The following is a 16,496-nucleotide window of genomic DNA, read 5'->3' on the forward strand; positions in this document are numbered from 1 at the left end:
CGGAGATTTGGGCCGTATTCTAAAGGATTATTAACCATAACGCATTAAAGTGTGCTCCATATTTGTGGAGTAAGTAATGTTGTATCAGGGGGCGTATCTTGTAAAAACGTTCTCGCACCGTTTGACGGTTGCGGGTTTGTTTTGCGTTTTTCTGCTCCTTTCATCAACTCATGCCCGATCAGATGAAGTTTTGTCCGATCCAGCTTTGTCTGATCAAACATCGCCCGATCAAACTTTGTCTAAACTATCCTTGTTTTCCGAGGAGGCATTACGCGGCTCCAGCGAAGTAAATATTGTCGTTGATGCGACACAAGCTGCTGAAATCAAGGTGAAAGAACCAAAAATTACCGCAAAAGCTACGCCTTCTAATGAAGTGGTCGGTTCCATCCCGATGACCGTGAATAGAAAAGCCAAAACGCGTCGTCACGTTCATTCCAAAAAGACAAATAGATATGCTTCCAAATCCGAGCCTAAATTAAATGCAGAGGTCGCAGGTGATTTGCGTGGGGTCTTAAAAGAGGCTGTTTCAAACAGTGATGGAATTAAAATTGCGGTCAAACAAGTTCATATTTCTGATACAAAAATTTGGTCTGAGATCGCGAAATTTACACCCACCATCAGCATGACATTTGATGCATCTCGTTCAAGTGACGGTTTTGGTAATTTAAGCAATGCTGACCGCGAAACAGAGCTAAGTTTTGCATTAAATATGCCGATCTATACAGGTGGGCAGCGTATATTCTCTCTTCGTGCGGCACGCCGGAATAAATTAGCGGCGAAGAGCGATGCAATTTCAGCGCAAAACAAGGTGCTATTAGACGTTTTGTCAGCATATCTGCAGTATCATCAAACTGAGGAAACGGTGAACCTGCTCGGGCAAAATGTTTCAAGTTTGAGAAAACTATTGTCGGCAGTTAAAAATCGGAAAGCGCACGGTGTTGCAAGTCAGGCAGATGTTGCATATGTGCAAGCAAATTTGGCGAGTATGCGACAACAGCATGAGGCAGCAAAAGGGTCTCAATCTCAGCTACGAGCTCAAATTGAGAGCTTAACTGGAGGAAAATTCACTGATCTTCCAAAGCTAATGCGTGTATCAAAGCTGGTCTTAGATGATGAAGAACAGCTGGTTCAACAGGCCATGGTTGCCAATCCAGAGGTTAAAGCCGCGCAACATCGCGCTGTCTCTCAGCGTCATACAAGTCGCGCCGCTTATGGTCAGTATTTGCCGCAGGTCAATGTTTACGCACAGCACGATAGAGCGATAAGCGCTTATTCAAAATCTCAACAATCAACAGATTGGAAAGTGGGTGTGAAACTATCCATGCCACTTGTCGATTTAAGTACGGTTTCAAGCATTGCAGAAAGCCGTCAACGCGCACAACTTGCCTCATACGAAGCTTCAGATACAAAACGTAATGTGGCCTTATCCATTCGCTCACTATATCGCCAATATAAAGCCGGTAAGAGACAAATTGATCTGGCGGCATCACGCGTGAAATATATGAAGCAGATCGAAACTGCTGAGCGCGAACGTTACACTCAGGGAGTTGGTTCGCTTGATCAGCTTCTTGAACAAAAGCGTGCGCTGGCTCAATCAAAGATTGATGCAATCGGTGTAAAGACCGATGCTTATTGGAGCGCATATCAGTTGCTTATCGCGGCAAATAAATTTGATATGAATGAACTTGGTCTTTAGCGCTCAATAAGTTGAAACACATCTTCCAAAGACGTGCCAATTACATCCGGAACAATATGCAGTTCTTCAAGCGGCATATCGGCTCGATTAACCCACAATGTTTGATAGCCAAACCAGGTAGCGCCACAGGCATCCCAGCAATTGGAAGAAACAAATAAGATCTCATCTACATTGAGTTTAAAACTATCTGGACCGAGCTGATAAGCCTCTGGAACGGTTTTGAACTTACGAATGGCTTCAACCGTTAGAATATGATCGAAGTAGCCATCCATTTTGGCGCTTTCAACGGCGCTATCGATCATGTTTTTCGTGCCATTTGATAAAATACCAAGTTTAAGCCCATCGGTCTTGAGTTGATCAAGTACAGCCAAATTTTCTGGAAACGCGGCAAGATGTGCATATTGTTGCATTAATTTTTCAAATTTCTCATTTGTGAGTTCGAGTTTAAGAGCAGCACAAGCAAACCTCAGCGCATCTTGGGTGATCTCCCAAAAATCAATATATTGGTCACATAATGTGCGAATGCGCGTATAATCTATTTGTCTATCGCGCCATATATTTGCCAATGCTGGTCCATTTCCGGGGAAGAATTCCTCCGCTAATGCACCAACAGAATAAACGTCAAATAATGTACCATAAGCATCAAAAATAACGGCTTTGATTTCAACGTCTTTTTTCATGGTAACTTCCTGATGTTTTATGATTGCCTTGAAGAAGGTTTTAGTCTTCTAGTTTTTGAAGAATAAAGAAAAAATATGTCGAGTGAAAGAGTTCTGTTGACCAAATGGACAAACTAATGATAGGAATTTGCAACCGCGTGCAAAGCGAGTGAGTTCGCAGCCCGGTTTCAGGGAGGAAGAAGATGGCAGATAACAGTAATGCGATCGGTATAGGGATCGTTGGTGGTGGCTATATGGGCAAAGCACATGCTGTTGCAATGTCGTCCGTTGGCGCCATTTTTAACACAGAGCTTCGACCATCTTTACAAATGGTTTGCGCAACGTCACCAGATTCTGCTGAGCGATATCGAAAGGCTTATGGGTTTGCGCGCGCAACAACCGATTGGCGTGAATTGGTCAATGACCCACAAGTGGGAGCAATTGTCATCGCATCACCGCAAAGTACTCATCGTGAAATCGCTGAAGCAGCCTTTGCGCTTGGAAAGCCCGTTCTTTGTGAAAAGCCAATGGGAGCTTCGCTAGAAGATGCGCGTGCAATGGTTAAAAGTGCTCAACAGCATAATGTCACCAACATGGTCGCCTATAACTATATCCGCACTCCGGCCTCCCAATATGCACGCAAACTTATCGCAGATGGCGCTATTGGGGATATCACCTGGTTTCGAGGTGAGCACACAGAAGATTTTCTAGCAGATCCAAATTCACCATCAACTTGGCGTACAAGAGGCGACGCTAACGGTACAATGGGCGATCTAGCCCCGCACATGATCAATGCTGCATTAGCACTTATTGGTCCAATATCAGGATTGATTGCAGAAGTTGAAACAGTGCATGCCAAACGCCCGCATCCAGATACGGGTCATATGGAAGACGTGACCAATGATGATCATGGTCAAATGATGTGTCGGTTTGAAAATGGTGTCATGGGCCACATGTATTTCAGCCGCGTCGCGTCGGGTCGAAAAATGGGCTACGCCTATGAAATTATCGGAACAAAGGGTGCAATTCGTTTTGATCAGGAAGATCAAAATGCGCTTTGGTTATATGAGATGGATGCACCTGCTGCACAGCAAGGTTTCAAAAAGATATTTACAGGGCCAGAACATCCAGATTATCTGCCGTTTTGTCAGGGACCAGGGCACGGAACCGGATATCAAGATCAGATCATTATTGAGGCCAAAGACTTTTTAGAAGCAATTGCAACTAAGAAAGCGATTTGGCCAACATTTCAAGATGGGTTGGACGTTATGCAAATCGTCTCAGCCGCCTTTAAATCAGCCTCCGAAAAAAGGTGGCTTAATATCAACGATATTTAATTTTTTGAAAGACTAGAAAATGACAATAAGAATAGGCAATGCACCCTGTTCATGGGGTGTTGAATTTGCAGATGATCCTCGCAATCCTGCGTGGCAGGACGTGCTGAAAGATTGCAAGGATGCTGGTTATAATGGCATCGAGCTTGGCCCTGTCGGTTATATGCCAGAAGACCCCGCGCAATTGGGTGATGCACTTGCTGCGCACGAATTAGAGTTGATCGGTGGTGTTGTTTTCCGCGCCTTCCACGATGTAAATGCATGGGATGATGTTAAAGATGCATCGCGTAGAACATGCGAAGCTCTTAAAGCCCACGGTGCCGAGCATCTGGTGTTAATTGATTCCATTTCACCACGCCGGGCGCCAACAGCAGGTCGTGCCAATGAAGCTGAGCAAATGGATGATGCTGAATGGTCGGCATTTCGCGATCGTATCGCTTATGTTGCTAAGATGGGTGCTGAAGAATACGGCCTGACTGTTGGAATTCATGCACATGCTGGCGGCTTTATGGATTTTGAGCCGGAGCTCGAAAAACTTCTGGCCGAAGTCGATGAGAGTATTTTAAAGATCTGCTTTGATACAGGTCACCATAGTTATGCTGGATTTGATCCTGTTGCATTTATGGAAAAATATATTAGCCGCATATCCTATATGCATTTCAAAGACATTGATCCGGCGGTGAAGGCCAATGTGGTTAAAAACCGCACAGATTTCTATGAGGCCTGCGGCCAACATATATTCTGCAAACTGGGACAGGGTGATGTCGATTTCCCAAGTGTTTATAAAATACTGACTGATAATAACTTCTCTGGTTGGTGTACGGTCGAACAGGATATCGATCCAACACTGGAAAACGATCCAGTGGGAGACGCACGTTTTAATCGTGAGTTTTTGGCATCTATTGGTTTCAGCGAGGATACATAAATGACAAAACTAAAATGGGGTATGATCGGCGGCGGTGAAGGCAGCCAAATTGGTCCAGCACACAGACTAGGTTCCGGGATTGACGGTGAGTTCGAGTTTGTTGCTGGTGCGCTAGACCATCGACCCGAAGAAGGTCGCGCTTACGGTCAAAAATTGGGTTTAGATGCTGATCGATCTTATGGTAGTTGGCAAGAAATGCTTGAAGGTGAGAAAGATCGTAAAGATCGCGTTGATCTTGTCACAGTTGCGACACCAAACTCAACGCATTACGAAATCACCAAAGCGTTTCTAGAAGCTGGATTTAATGTCTTGTGCGAAAAGCCTATGACGATGACAGTTGAAGAAGGTGAAGATATTGTGCGCACAGCCAATAAAATGGGTAAGATCTGCGCCGTTAATTATGGCTATACAGGTTACTCACTTGTGCGCCACATGAAAGCGATGATCGCGCGCGGTGATTTGGGTGCAATTCGTGTTGTTAATGCAGAATTTGCCCATGGTCATCATGCCGATGCAGAGGATGCTGACAATCCTCGCGTCCGTTGGCGTTATGATCCCGCACAAGCGGGCGTATCAGCGCAATTTGCCGACTGCGGTATTCATGCGCTTCACATGGCAAGTTTTGTAACAGGCCAAGAAGTGGAAAAACTTTCTGCTGATACCGTTTCGTGTATTCCGGTTCGGACATTAGAAGATGATGCCATGGTCAATTTCCGCATGGATGGCGGCACCGTTGGTCGCCTTTGGACATCTTCGATTGCTATTGGACGTCAGCACGGTTTGGCAATTCAGGTCTTTGGCGAAAAAGGCGGCCTTCGCTGGTCCCAAGAGCAGCCAAACCAGCTTTATTACATGCCGTTGGGTGAGCGTTTACAAGTGATCGAACGCGGAGAAGGTAATCTTTCTCCAGAGGCGGATCGTACATCGCGCGTGACTGTTGGACATGCCGAAGGCATGCCACTGGCATTTGCAAATATTTATCTAGATCTCGCCGAAGCAATTAAAGCGCAAAAAGAAAATCGTGATATGGACCCTGCGGCAAATCTTTATCCGCGCGCTGAAGACGGCCTGCGTTCGATGGCAGCCGTGGTTGCTGTAGCGCAATCAGGTAAAAACGATGGGGAATGGCTCGATGCCCGACCGCCAATGTTTCGCTAAATGAAATTAATTATATCAAAAAAGCCGCGTAGATAATAAAATCCATGCGGCTTTTTTAGGTCTTAATGTCGATGCAATTTCGATTAAATCGACTGGTTGGGTACTAGGTTTTTTTGACCAATGTCCCGCGTTCAATAATTTCGCAGGGAAATATTTTTGCTTGCGGTTCGTGATCGGGATCTTCAAGCATCTCAAACATCAACTGTAAAGATGAGTTGATGATATCCGTAATTGGCTGCTTGATTGTGGTAAGATTGATGTTCTGCCAGCTGGCTATTTCCATATCATTTAATCCGATGAAGCCAATGTCACCGGGAACATTAAATCCTGCGTCTTCGGCTGCACTCATTGCACCAACAGCAAGCGCATCATCCCCGCAAAAATATGCTTGCTGAGGCTTGTACTTGAGTAATCTCTGCATTTCTGCGCGCCCGGCCTTAAACGAATAAGCGTTTGCGTAGGAGTGGGTCACATGTACTTCCGGGTGTTTGGCAATTTCTTCGCGAAAACCAGTGACACGGTCCTGTGTTGAACTTGCAAGCTCCGGGCCACCGATAAAGCCCACGGATGTATAGCCGCACGCCAACAACGCTTGCGCTGCCATCCGGCCACATTCAACATTATCAATACCAACTATGGTTACAGCTGGAGAAATAGCATGGCGTCCAAATGAATGAACAATTGGAATGCCCTCATCAGAAAACGCTTTGGCAAATCCAGGTGGCAAGGTTGATGAGGCAACAATCACTCCATCGACGGAATATTGGCGCAGCAAATGCACTGAATTTTCTGGATTGTGCTCACCCGATAAATTTAACAAGAGTGGTCTTAAACCCTTTTCCTGCAAGCCGCGAGAAAACAGATCAAACACTTCCAAAAAAAGTGGGTTTTGAAAATTGTCAGAAACCAAGCCGATAAGCTTGGTGCGCCGTGTTGTTAAGCTACTTGCCAAAACATTTGGGCTATAACCTAAATCTTTCGCGGCATCTTCAACTCTTTTGCGCATACGCGCTGATACAGATGCGCCTGGTGTAAAAGCACGCGATACAGCCGAGCGAGAAACCCCAGCTTTATCAGCGACATCTTGAGCTGTTACAGGCATAATTCTCTTTCCATCTTGAACTTAGAAGAACCTTACGATGAATATCAGTGATTGTTAACAGGCTAAATTCAATGTTCACCAGAAGAAAAAGTAGGTGTTTATTTCGTTCTATCGCCATTACCGCGACCGATAAACGTTGCAAAAAGAATTTTTATATCAAACAAAATCGAGCGTTTGGTTCTGTATTCTATTTCTGTGTCGACTAAGTATTTTGGATTGCTCATATCAATACCTTGAACTTGCGCCCAACCTGTAATGCCGGGTAAATCATCAAAAATTCCCGCTTCGGATCTAAGGAGAATAAGTTCATTTTGAGTGGGCAGGCACGGACGGGGGCCAACAAAGCTCATCTCGTTTTTTAAGATATTCCAGATTTGAGGCAACTCATCGAGCTTTGATTTGCGTAAAAAACCGCCGATTTGCGTAATGTTATTGGTGCTGACTTCGTGTGTTGCAGCGACCTTTGTACCGATATGCATGGTCCTAAATTTGTAACAGGTAAATTCATCACCATTCAACCCAACACGTTTTTGCGCGAGAATAGCAGGGCCTTTGGAATCAAGCTTTACCAGCAAAGAAATCAGCAAAAACAACCACCAAAAGGCTGCAAAAATGACAATTGACACGCCGTAATCAAATATTTTTTTAAATAGTGAATATAACATGGGCAGTTTGAAATTCCTAGATAATCGCACAAGAGATGTGGGGTCTTAGCATGTAAGATGTGTAAATCTCAATTGGTACAATCACGAATTATTTCAGGACATTTTTTTGACCTGATTCAACTTTATCTTTAACCTTCTTTTATGTCTGGGAGTTGCATAATAAATACAACTCGGTTACCTCAGGCTAGAGGGTAATAACGAAAAGTATAAATGCGTAATTTTTTAAATAGTCTACCAAGGTTCACAAGAGCGTTATTGGTTTTAGTAACAGATGTGTTTCTCATTCCATTTGCACTTTATGCAGCTTTGGTCATGCGATTAAATGATCTAATGCCGTTGCAATTCATGGAGCGTTCAATTCCGCTTCTTGGTGCGTTGGTAATTGCATATCCGATCATATTTTATGCGTTTCAGCTCCATAGGTTAAAGCTGTCAGGTTTTGATGTTTCTGCGATTACCAAAACTGTTATCGCAATCCTTGCGCTCAGCCTTATCGGTTTCATATCGAATATATTGCTGTCGCTGGGAGCACCCAGAACGGTGCCTGTTATATTTATGCTGACATTTATCATGCTGGTTTTAAGTTCCCGCTTGGTTGCAATTTATGCAATTCGCGACATTCTTAATTCCAGTCGAAGCCGTTTGCCCGTAGCTATTTTCGGTGCTGGTCAAGCAGGCGTTCAGCTCATATTGGCACTAAAGCAATCGAGCGAGTATCGTCCCGTTGCATTGGTCGATGATAATCGCACTTTGCACGGTTTGGTGGTTGAAGGGTTGCGAGTTTCCTCGCCGGATGGTCTGGCAAACTATGTAAAAGACGATGCGGTAAAAGAGATTTTTCTCGCGATCCCATCGTTAACAGCACCAAGACGACGTCAGGTTTTGTCAATGTTGGGAGAGTTGGATTGTAAAATCCGTGAGCTTCCAAGCATTAATGATGTGATCAAATCTGGTAACGTGTTAGGCTCGCTTCGTCAGGTGTCGGTCGATGAAGTATTGGGGCGAGACAGCATTGATCTGCAAAACCAGGAAGTCAAAGATATCATAGAGGGTAAAACTGTACTGGTTAGCGGTGCTGGTGGCTCCATCGGATCGGAAATTTGTCGGCAATTGCTCGCCAATAAGGTGGGTCGCATCATTTTATTAGAACAGTCTGAATTTGCCCTTTATCGTATTGAAGCTGAATTGAAGGTTCATCCAAATCATACACAAGGCCAAATTGTTCCGTGTTTAGGGAGTGTCTCTGACCGGACGCTCATTGATGATTTGATTAAACAATATGATGTGAAATCAATATATCATGCAGCCGCGTATAAACATGTGCCTTTGGTTGAATTTAATGAAGTTGAAGGTGCTCGTAACAATGTTTTGGGTACAAAAGTATTAGCTGAAGCTGCGGCTGAAAATGGCGTAGAACGTTTTACGCTCATTTCAACTGACAAGGCTGTTAATCCAACCAATGTTATGGGCGCAACTAAACGTTTAGCAGAACATGTCATCCAGTATTTACAAAGCCAGCGAAACAATACGGTTTTTTCAATCGTGCGTTTTGGAAATGTGTTGGGCTCATCAGGATCTGTGGTGCCATTGTTCAAAGATCAGATCGCAAGGGGTGGGCCGATCACGCTAACCCATAGAGATGTTACGCGATACTTTATGACCATCCCTGAAGCATCGTCTCTGGTTTTGCTGGCGAGTGCGTCAGCCGAAGGTGGCGAAGTATTTGTGCTCGATATGGGCGAACCCATTAAAATCTATGATCTGGCAACCCGTTTAATTGAATTGTCGGGTTTTAAAGTCAAGGATGCTGAAAATCCCGATGGTGATATTGAGATTTCGGTCACCGGTTTAAGATCGGGTGAAAAGCTCTATGAGGAGCTGCTAATCGAACCAGGCACATTGCCAACAGATAATCCGCAGATCTTCCGTGCAAAAGAAGCTGATTTAAGCGAAGAAAATATGCTTGAATTGGTAACGTGCATTGAAAGCGCTGTTGATGAACGCGATCCGCAAGTGATACGCCAATGTATTGAAAAATGGGTTGAGGGATATCATCTCTCGCAAGATATCTAAGTGTAACCTCCCACTGAAATTAACCATGTAAAAAAAGATCTGCCGAAAGGGGCAGATTTGCGTTGAGCTGTGCGCAAAAACCGATATAGTTAAAGAAGTGTTAATGCGTATCCTGTGAGTTCCTATGTCAACGAATATTGTTAATTTCGAAGAGTTGCAATCTCTCACAGCAAGCAAAAGCCTTTCCGTTCAATCAGATGATTTTTCAGTTAAAGTTGTGTCCAGTGAGGACCCATTCTTTTGGGTGCGAATACAAAAATCAGATGAAGGTGAGATCATCGTCACCGATTTTAATCCTGGTAGTTTGCCGCAATTAACTCTTAACATTGCATTGCGAAAAGCAGTTAAACAACTTTACTCACCGACACCCGATAATATCACGTTTAAAAATGTTATACCGGTCAAGTCTTCAGACATGCATCCATTGCCATCCTATGAAGGTCCGGTAAATACTATCCGTGCAGCATGTGAGGGTTTTGCTCGAACAAGCCGAAAAGTAGTTAGCTCCTTCCGAGTTGTCCCAGAAGGTCGAAAGTTCAACGTCGTCGTTGCTCTGAGCTAAAGTTATTCCGGAATTGATTGATCTGCATATTCGCGCACACTGGTGTTGCAAATATCATCAATATGTCCAAGCTGATTTTGATCACAATATTGGCTAAGACCATGATTAATGTCGCAAGCAATTGTTGGGCCTTGGTAAATCATACCTGTGTAAAGTTGAACCAAATCCGCACCAGCCTTCATTTTCTCAAGTGCAGATGACGCATCTTCAATACCACCTACGCCGATAATCGGAAAATCATCACCCAATCTTTGACGCATTTTTGCCAAAACAATATTTGAGCGTTGTAAAACAGGGCGACCAGACAACCCTCCAGCTTGTGAGCTTACTCTTTGGTTTTTTAACCCTTGGCGTGAAAGCGTCGTATTGGAAACAATTATGCCATCTAGATTGTGAGACAAAACCTCAGCTGCAATATCGTCCAGACCCTCTTCTGTCAGATCAGGAGCAATTTTTAAGAATAATGGGATCTGTTTTTGAGTGGCCTCTGTTAATTTATCGCGCTCTGCCATACATCTTGAAAGCAATTGCGCAAGGCTTTCCCGCGCTTGTAAATCTCGTAATCCAGGCGTGTTGGGTGAGGAAATGTTTGCAGTGAAATAATCAGCAAATTTATAAAATGCGCGAATGCCTTTCACATAATCTTCAACCATATCAGAGCTGGTTTTATTTGCGCCAATATTTACCCCGATGATGCCAGCACGGTGCGTAATTGCCCCTAAACGCTCAAGAGCCGCTTCATGGCCTTCATTGTTAAAACCAAGTCGATTAATCACCGCATGATCTTCAGGCAATCGAAAGATACGAGGTTTGGGGTTCCCCGCTTGCGCTAAAGGGGTGATTGTACCAACTTCTGTGAAGCCGAAACCCATTTTTAGCAGTGCTGTTGGAACCTCTGCATTTTTGTCAAAGCCAGCTGCCATCCCAACAGGATTTTTAAATTCCAGTCCCGCAATGCGTTTAATAAGACGATCATCTGAATGGAAGTTTGGCTTCGGAACCGTGCCAAGTTTTAAAGCCTTGATGGACAAGCCGTGAGCAATTTCTGCATCCAGTTTAAAAATGGCATTGCGAAGTATGTTTTGATAAATTCGGCTCATAAGTTTGCACTGTCATCAAGATTTGGAAATATATGTGTACCATCTTCACCCAGTGGAAGAGGTTTAACCCAAAGAACTGCATCCATTTTCAGAGTTGCGTATAAATGCGGGAAAAGTGCATTTCCACGAGATACTTCATATTTGAGTGCGTCTCCAAGTTTGTCTGCATCAACTGCGATAAGATAAAGGTCTGACTGATTTGAAAAATGCTTTACAGCGGTTTCAACACTCTGTTCTGCCGTTGAAAAATGAATATATCCGTCCTGGATGTCAATTGGCGCACCGGTAAACTCACCTTGAGCCTCGGCCTTCTGCCAAAGTTCCATCGGGCTAATTTTATAAATTATATTGCTCATGGTGTGTGAGTATCACCATCCTACGCTGTAAAAAAGGTTGGAACACTAATCTAAATCAACAATGCACAATTATCGTCGTCGTTTATTCACGTATAATTACGTGCTGTTTCGACTTGCATGTTGAAGTTTCTTTGAAATCTTGTAGTTTGTCGACGGTCTATTTTACAACTTTTACCTTCGGGGGATAAATACATGTTAAAAGAATTTAAGGATTTCATTGCCAAGGGCAATGTGATGGATATGGCTGTCGGTATCATTATCGGTGGTGCATTTGGACTTATTGTTAAATCTTTGGTCGACGATATCATTATGCCAATCGTGAGTGCGATTTTCGGCGGTCTTGATTTTTCAAGCTACTTCATTCCACTCAATGATGCGGTGACAGCCACAGCACTTGATGCGGCGAAAGAGCAAGGTGCCGTTCTTGCTTGGGGTAACTTCCTCACAGTTGCGGTTAATTTTGTGATCCTAGCTTGGATCATCTTCATGCTTGTAAAAGCAGTTAACAATTTAAAGAAAAAAGAAGAAGAAAAACCAGCAGAGCCTGCAGCACCTCCAGCGGATGTGCAGCTGCTTGAAGAAATTCGCGATTTGTTGAAAAAATAACCGCAGAATTTTTTAGATATAAGCCCCTGTTGTCATACCGATAACAGGGGCTTTTTTGGTTAAATGAAGGATGCAAGAAACGGAATGCGACATGCACCCTTTTGTTCTATCAATAGCTCTTGTGATGAGAGGGAAAACATATGAATAAAACAATGGGCAAAGCAGAGTGGATTATGCTGATCGCGTTATCGTTTCTTTGGGGTGGGTCATTTTTGTTCGTGGGCATTGCCATAAGTGATGTGCCACCTTTGACCATTGTCTTAGTGCGTGTGTTTTTATCCGCATTGGCGCTGCATCTTATCTTGAAAGTAATGGGCTACGCTTTTCCCACGCAGGCCAAGATCCTGTTGGCATTTTTGATCATGGGATTGTTGAACAACGCCATTCCATTCTCGTTGATCGCCTATGGGCAAAGCCATATTTCTTCAGGTTTAGCATCAATATTAAATGCCACAACGCCAATCTTTACCGTAATTGTCGCGCATTTTTTGACGAGCGATGAAAAACTGACAGGTCGCAAAATAGCAGGGGTTCTAATTGGCTTTTTCGGAGTGGCAATTATGATCGGCATCGATGCATTACAGGCATTGGGCATTCATATTTTTGCCCAGATAGCTATATTGCTCGCCACCACCAGCTATGCTTTTGCAGGCATATTTGGAAAACGCTTTCAAACTTTAGGGATAAAACCAATAACTGTAGCCACAGGTCAGGTCACTGCGTCGAGTTTTCTCATGTTGCCTTTGGTCTTGCTGATTGATCAACCCTGGAACCTGCCCATGCCATCCTTGCATTCCATCTTAGCATTGGTCGCGTTGGCTTTGTTATCAACGGTTTTGGCCTACATTTTATTCTTCGAAATATTGGCAAGGGCAGGAGCGACCAACTTGCTTTTGGTGACATTTTTAATTCCACCAAGTGCCATTATTTTGGGCGTTCTTGTTCTAAATGAAACCATTCAGCTTAACCAAATGTTGGGATTAGCGCTCATCGTTTTAAGTTTGGCGACGATTGATGGCAGGATATTTAGCCTCTTTGGCAAGGAAAAGTCGTCATCTACGTGATTTTGAAGGGTGTTCGACTTGCAATTCAAAAAAATCGATTTAAAAGCAAGGTCAAAATTACCTCCAAAAAAATGAGATGATATTTTGGCTATCAACCCGCTTAAGGCGTTTGCGCTGCGTGTAAAATCCGGCTCAAACAAAGATTCAGAAGCTGTCAAATTGACACCTATGCAAGTCAAAACCGAGCTTTTGTCCGGTCTAACTGTTGCATTGGCGCTTGTTCCAGAGGCCGTCGCATTTGCATTTGTTGCAGGCGTTCATCCACTTGTCGGGTTATATGCCGCATTTTTGGTTGGATTAATTACAGCTGTTTTCGGTGGTCGTCCGGGCATGATTTCAGGTGCCACAGGTGCGTTGGCTGTGGTCATGGTCGCGCTTGTTGCTGAACATGGCGTGCAATATTTGTTTGCGACCGTTGTGTTGATGGGAATATTGCAGCTGCTGGCTGGAATTTTCCGACTTGGTAAATTTATCCGCTTGGTGCCGCATCCTGTCATGCTTGGTTTCGTAAATGGTCTGGCGATCGTTATCTTCCTCGCGCAGCTTACCCAATTCCAAGTTCCAGGTCCCGATGGTGCTAAGGTTTGGATGACGGGAATGCCACTCATTATAAGCCTGGCTCTTGTGGGTCTTACAATGTTGATCATTTGGGGCATGCCTAAAATTTCAAACATTATTCCTGCGCCATTGGCGGGTATCGCCATTGTCGCAATTATGGTAATTGCATTTGGTATTGACGTGCCGCGTGTTGGGGATCTCGCTTCTATTGAGGGTGGTCTTCCACAATTTGCAATCCCGCAAGTTCCATTCACTCTTGAAACGTTACAAATCATTTTCCCATATGCACTTATTTTGGCAGCGATTGGTTTGATAGAGAGCCTTCTAACGCTTAATCTCGTCGGTGAAATGACGAACCGTCGTGGCGGTGCATCTCAAGAATGCATGGCGCAAGGTGCATCAAATGTGGTCACTGGTTTCTTTGGCGGTATGGGTGGTTGTGCTATGATCGGCCAGTCCATGATCAATGTGAAATCTGGCGGCCGTACCAGAATATCTGGTATTTCTGCAGCTTTGTTCTTGCTCGTGTTCATTTTGTTTGCGTCCGGTTTAATCGAACAAATTCCGTTGGCCGCACTCGTCGGTGTAATGTTCATGGTTGTTATTGGCACATTTGCTTGGCAGAGCTTGCGCTTGTTCCGCAAAATCCCACTCACAGATGCGTTGGTGATCGTGCTTGTGACTGCAGTTACAGTCTATGCTGACCTTGCAATTGCCGTTGTGGTTGGTGTGATTGTGTCTGCTCTTGCATACGCTTGGACAAATGCGGTGCGCATTGAAGCTAGAACACGAATTACTCATGATGGGTCAAAAACCTATGAGATTTTCGGACCGTTATTCTTCGGATCATCAGAAGGCTTCATGGAATTATTTGATCCAAAAAATGATCCAGATCGCGTGATTATTGATTTTGCATCAAGCCGTGTTGCTGACCAATCCGCATTGCAAGTTATCGATGCTGTTGCGGTGAAATACCAAGCGGAAGGCAAGTCAGTTCAATTGCGTCATTTATCGCGCGATTGCCACAGACTTCTGGAGCGCGCAGGTCAACTTGTCGTGGATTCAGAGGACGATCCGGATTATGAGATCGCAGCCGATTATTCAATTAAGATTGGCGCATTAGGCGGTGGTGGCCATTAGTTTTAATGGCCTCTTAAGCTTACCAATTAAGGTAAACGTGTCTTAAATTTTGTAGGAAACTAATAGAATAGTTCGTGCTGTTCAGGTGTCTCTGGTGTGTTGATACGCATAACAACTAGAAACGTCATCATAGTCTTAAGTGCGATGATTGCAGCACAGATACCGAGTATACTCATTGCTTAAACCCCTCAAAAACAGCTTTCTATAATTAGAAAGTTACGCAATTTATTGCTTGGTCAATGATGTCTTACAAAACTTGCCTGAGGCTTTTCACAAAATTTGGGGCCGAAAATCCCAGAAAACATGCTTCGTGTGCCATTTTGTGAAAATTCATTTCATTACGTTAACCTTCAGGCAAGGAATTAACCATAAAAATTGTAATTGCGTTGATTTGCGTAAAAGTCTGGTGTTTCCAACTTCTTACCCAATGGCATGATGCTCTATCGTCGCACCGGTTCTGATCCGGATTTTTTTCTTTTTGTAAATGGGCCGAAATGGTCTTGTCTCGATTTTGAGTTTTGAATGCTTTTTAGCGATCGCACTCACTCCTAGGCTTGGTTTATGTCCAGTTTACAAGCGAAATTGCAGCGAGTGGGGATACGCATTGTTATTTAATGCGAGAGATATTGCAAAACGGGGGCAGCATTTAAGCAACACATTGTTGTTTATATCGTCCACTATTTGGCACCTTCCTTATTCAATCGTCGAAATTTTGTTGGCGCGATATTCGCAGCCGCAAAGCTTCGCACCATTTTCGATGGCTACTGTCGCGACAGGTATGGCGCACAAAGGCTGGAACCGTAATTTTAACGTCAAAAGGAATGAACATGGGTGACGAGAACGAAGCACCAAGCATCCTTAAGCTTCCAGATAATCTGGACTTGAATGCCGTAAGTGCCATGCATGCTCAATTGGTTGAGCTGAAGGGGCATAACGTCGAGATCGACGCAGCAGATGTACGAAAATCGGGCGCACAATGTGTCCAGGTGCTGCTCGCAGCCAAAAAGACATGGGATGCTGATGGCAAAAGCTTGATGCTAGGCACCATGTCTGAAGCTTTTGAGAACACATTGAAATTACTAGGAATATCTGGCGAAGTATTGCCATCAAAGGAGACAGCGTAATGAAAACTAAAGTACTGACGGTCGATGATTCGCGCACGATCAGAAATATGCTTTTGGTCACACTTAACAATGCCGGTTTTGACACTGTGCAGGCTGAGGATGGCATGGAAGGGCTTGAGGTTTTAGAAGAGTCTAACCCAGATGTGATTGTAACTGACATCAATATGCCGCGCCTCGATGGCTTCGGCTTTATTGAAGGTGTACGCCAAAACGAACGCTATAGAAGCGTTCCAATCTTAGTTTTGACGACTGAAAGCGATGACGAGAAAAAGAATCGTGCCCGTCAAGCAGGTGCTACCGGTTGGATTGTAAAGCCATTTGACCCAACAAAGCTCGTGTCAGCTATTGAGCGCGTTACAGCCTAATTTGAATTT

At 44.1% G+C, this 16,496-nt stretch carries 16 protein-coding genes; 11 read left to right on the forward strand and 5 right to left on the reverse strand.

Features of this window, described 5'->3' with window-relative positions; all coding sequences use genetic code 11:
- The first annotated feature begins 76 nt into the window (after nt 1-76).
- Nucleotides 77-1,696 (forward strand): TolC family protein, encoded by a 1,620-nt coding sequence (locus ACZ1GZ_RS05120; protein WP_472667399.1) that lies wholly within the window; start codon nt 77-79, stop codon nt 1,694-1,696.
- On the opposite strand, the gene ACZ1GZ_RS05125 is transcribed toward ACZ1GZ_RS05120, so the two are convergent.
- A complete protein-coding gene (locus tag ACZ1GZ_RS05125) occupies nt 1,693-2,376 on the reverse strand; it encodes a haloacid dehalogenase type II (protein WP_472667400.1) in 684 nt (227 codons plus the stop codon). The genes ACZ1GZ_RS05120 and ACZ1GZ_RS05125 overlap by 4 nt on opposite strands.
- 182 nt (nt 2,377-2,558) lie before the next feature.
- Between ACZ1GZ_RS05125 and ACZ1GZ_RS05130 the strand changes: the two genes are divergently transcribed.
- The 3 genes from ACZ1GZ_RS05130 to ACZ1GZ_RS05140 are packed head-to-tail and all read left to right on the forward strand — an operon-like array spanning nt 2,559 to nt 5,772.
- Complete coding sequence (locus tag ACZ1GZ_RS05130) at nt 2,559-3,692, forward strand: Gfo/Idh/MocA family protein (protein ID WP_472667401.1); 1,134 nt, start codon at nt 2,559-2,561, stop codon at nt 3,690-3,692.
- A 19-nt stretch (nt 3,693-3,711) separates the two neighbouring features.
- A complete protein-coding gene (locus tag ACZ1GZ_RS05135) occupies nt 3,712-4,614 on the forward strand; it encodes a TIM barrel protein (RefSeq protein ID WP_472667402.1) in 903 nt (300 codons plus the stop codon).
- Nucleotides 4,615-5,772, forward strand: coding sequence for a Gfo/Idh/MocA family protein (locus tag ACZ1GZ_RS05140; protein ID WP_472667403.1), 1,158 nt, complete (start codon nt 4,615-4,617; stop codon nt 5,770-5,772).
- A 103-nt stretch (nt 5,773-5,875) separates the two neighbouring features.
- Here ACZ1GZ_RS05140 and ACZ1GZ_RS05145 read toward each other — a convergent pair whose 3' ends face one another.
- Nucleotides 5,876-6,874 carry a LacI family DNA-binding transcriptional regulator gene (locus ACZ1GZ_RS05145; RefSeq protein ID WP_472667404.1) on the reverse strand — a complete coding sequence of 333 codons (999 nt, stop codon included), beginning with the start codon at nt 6,872-6,874 and terminating at the stop codon, nt 5,876-5,878.
- 98 nt (nt 6,875-6,972) lie between these two features.
- Nucleotides 6,973-7,539 carry a sugar transferase gene (locus ACZ1GZ_RS05150; protein ID WP_472667405.1) on the reverse strand — a complete coding sequence of 189 codons (567 nt, stop codon included), beginning with the start codon at nt 7,537-7,539 and terminating at the stop codon, nt 6,973-6,975.
- Between the two features lie 255 nt (nt 7,540-7,794).
- Here ACZ1GZ_RS05150 and ACZ1GZ_RS05155 point away from each other — a divergent pair, with 255 nt between their 5' ends.
- Nucleotides 7,795-9,612, forward strand: coding sequence for a polysaccharide biosynthesis protein (locus ACZ1GZ_RS05155; RefSeq protein ID WP_472667406.1), 1,818 nt, complete (start codon nt 7,795-7,797; stop codon nt 9,610-9,612).
- 124 nt (nt 9,613-9,736) lie between these two features.
- On the forward strand, nt 9,737-10,174 hold the full coding sequence (locus ACZ1GZ_RS05160; protein WP_472667407.1) for a hypothetical protein: 438 nt from the start codon (nt 9,737-9,739) through the stop codon (nt 10,172-10,174).
- 2 nt (nt 10,175-10,176) lie between these two features.
- On the opposite strand, the gene ACZ1GZ_RS05165 is transcribed toward ACZ1GZ_RS05160, so the two are convergent.
- Nucleotides 10,177-11,274: a quinone-dependent dihydroorotate dehydrogenase gene (locus ACZ1GZ_RS05165; protein WP_472667408.1), complete on the reverse strand. Its 1,098-nt coding sequence runs from the start codon at nt 11,272-11,274 to the stop codon at nt 10,177-10,179.
- The gene (locus tag ACZ1GZ_RS05170) at nt 11,271-11,630 is read right to left on the reverse strand and encodes a DUF952 domain-containing protein (RefSeq protein WP_472667409.1); all 360 of its coding nucleotides are present in this window, start codon (nt 11,628-11,630) and stop codon (nt 11,271-11,273) included. Before ACZ1GZ_RS05170 ends, ACZ1GZ_RS05165 begins: the two co-directional genes overlap by 4 nt.
- Before the next feature lie 192 nt (nt 11,631-11,822).
- Between ACZ1GZ_RS05170 and mscL the strand changes: the two genes are divergently transcribed.
- From mscL to ACZ1GZ_RS05195, 5 genes are all read left to right on the forward strand, one after another.
- Entirely contained in the window at nt 11,823-12,236 is a 414-nt protein-coding gene (gene mscL, locus ACZ1GZ_RS05175; protein ID WP_472667410.1) for a large conductance mechanosensitive channel protein MscL, read from the forward strand.
- A gap of 140 nt (nt 12,237-12,376) precedes the next feature.
- Complete coding sequence (locus tag ACZ1GZ_RS05180; RefSeq protein ID WP_472667411.1) at nt 12,377-13,300, forward strand: DMT family transporter; 924 nt, start codon at nt 12,377-12,379, stop codon at nt 13,298-13,300.
- Between the two features lie 168 nt (nt 13,301-13,468).
- Nucleotides 13,469-14,998, forward strand: a complete 1,530-nt coding sequence (locus ACZ1GZ_RS05185; protein ID WP_472668238.1) for a SulP family inorganic anion transporter — start codon at nt 13,469-13,471, stop codon at nt 14,996-14,998.
- Between the two features lie 827 nt (nt 14,999-15,825).
- Nucleotides 15,826-16,122: an STAS domain-containing protein gene (locus ACZ1GZ_RS05190; protein ID WP_472667412.1), complete on the forward strand. Its 297-nt coding sequence runs from the start codon at nt 15,826-15,828 to the stop codon at nt 16,120-16,122.
- Nucleotides 16,122-16,487, forward strand: a complete 366-nt coding sequence (locus tag ACZ1GZ_RS05195; RefSeq protein ID WP_472667413.1) for a response regulator — start codon at nt 16,122-16,124, stop codon at nt 16,485-16,487. The genes ACZ1GZ_RS05190 and ACZ1GZ_RS05195 overlap by 1 nt, the downstream gene beginning before the upstream one ends.
- Nucleotides 16,488-16,496: the final 9 nt, after the last annotated feature.

The sequence above is a fragment of the Lentilitoribacter sp. JB5-8 genome, assembly GCF_055693385.1.

Excerpts from the sequence above, each read along its gene's own strand:
- ACZ1GZ_RS05120 (WP_472667399.1), top strand. The coding sequence starts at position 77 with ATGTTGTATCAGGGGGCGTATCTTGTAAAAACGTTCTCGCACCGTTTG.
- ACZ1GZ_RS05125 (WP_472667400.1), bottom strand. The coding sequence starts at position 2,376 with ATGAAAAAAGACGTTGAAATCAAAGCCGTTATTTTTGATGCTTATGGT.
- ACZ1GZ_RS05130 (WP_472667401.1), top strand. The coding sequence starts at position 2,559 with ATGGCAGATAACAGTAATGCGATCGGTATAGGGATCGTTGGTGGTGGC.
- ACZ1GZ_RS05135 (WP_472667402.1), top strand. The coding sequence starts at position 3,712 with ATGACAATAAGAATAGGCAATGCACCCTGTTCATGGGGTGTTGAATTT.
- ACZ1GZ_RS05140 (WP_472667403.1), top strand. The coding sequence starts at position 4,615 with ATGACAAAACTAAAATGGGGTATGATCGGCGGCGGTGAAGGCAGCCAA.
- ACZ1GZ_RS05145 (WP_472667404.1), bottom strand. The coding sequence starts at position 6,874 with ATGCCTGTAACAGCTCAAGATGTCGCTGATAAAGCTGGGGTTTCTCGC.
- ACZ1GZ_RS05150 (WP_472667405.1), bottom strand. The coding sequence starts at position 7,539 with ATGTTATATTCACTATTTAAAAAAATATTTGATTACGGCGTGTCAATT.
- ACZ1GZ_RS05160 (WP_472667407.1), top strand. The coding sequence starts at position 9,737 with ATGTCAACGAATATTGTTAATTTCGAAGAGTTGCAATCTCTCACAGCA.
- ACZ1GZ_RS05165 (WP_472667408.1), bottom strand. The coding sequence starts at position 11,274 with ATGAGCCGAATTTATCAAAACATACTTCGCAATGCCATTTTTAAACTG.
- ACZ1GZ_RS05170 (WP_472667409.1), bottom strand. The coding sequence starts at position 11,630 with ATGAGCAATATAATTTATAAAATTAGCCCGATGGAACTTTGGCAGAAG.
- mscL (WP_472667410.1), top strand. The coding sequence starts at position 11,823 with ATGTTAAAAGAATTTAAGGATTTCATTGCCAAGGGCAATGTGATGGAT.
- ACZ1GZ_RS05180 (WP_472667411.1), top strand. The coding sequence starts at position 12,377 with ATGAATAAAACAATGGGCAAAGCAGAGTGGATTATGCTGATCGCGTTA.
- ACZ1GZ_RS05185 (WP_472668238.1), top strand. The coding sequence starts at position 13,469 with ATGCAAGTCAAAACCGAGCTTTTGTCCGGTCTAACTGTTGCATTGGCG.
- ACZ1GZ_RS05190 (WP_472667412.1), top strand. The coding sequence starts at position 15,826 with ATGGGTGACGAGAACGAAGCACCAAGCATCCTTAAGCTTCCAGATAAT.
- ACZ1GZ_RS05195 (WP_472667413.1), top strand. The coding sequence starts at position 16,122 with ATGAAAACTAAAGTACTGACGGTCGATGATTCGCGCACGATCAGAAAT.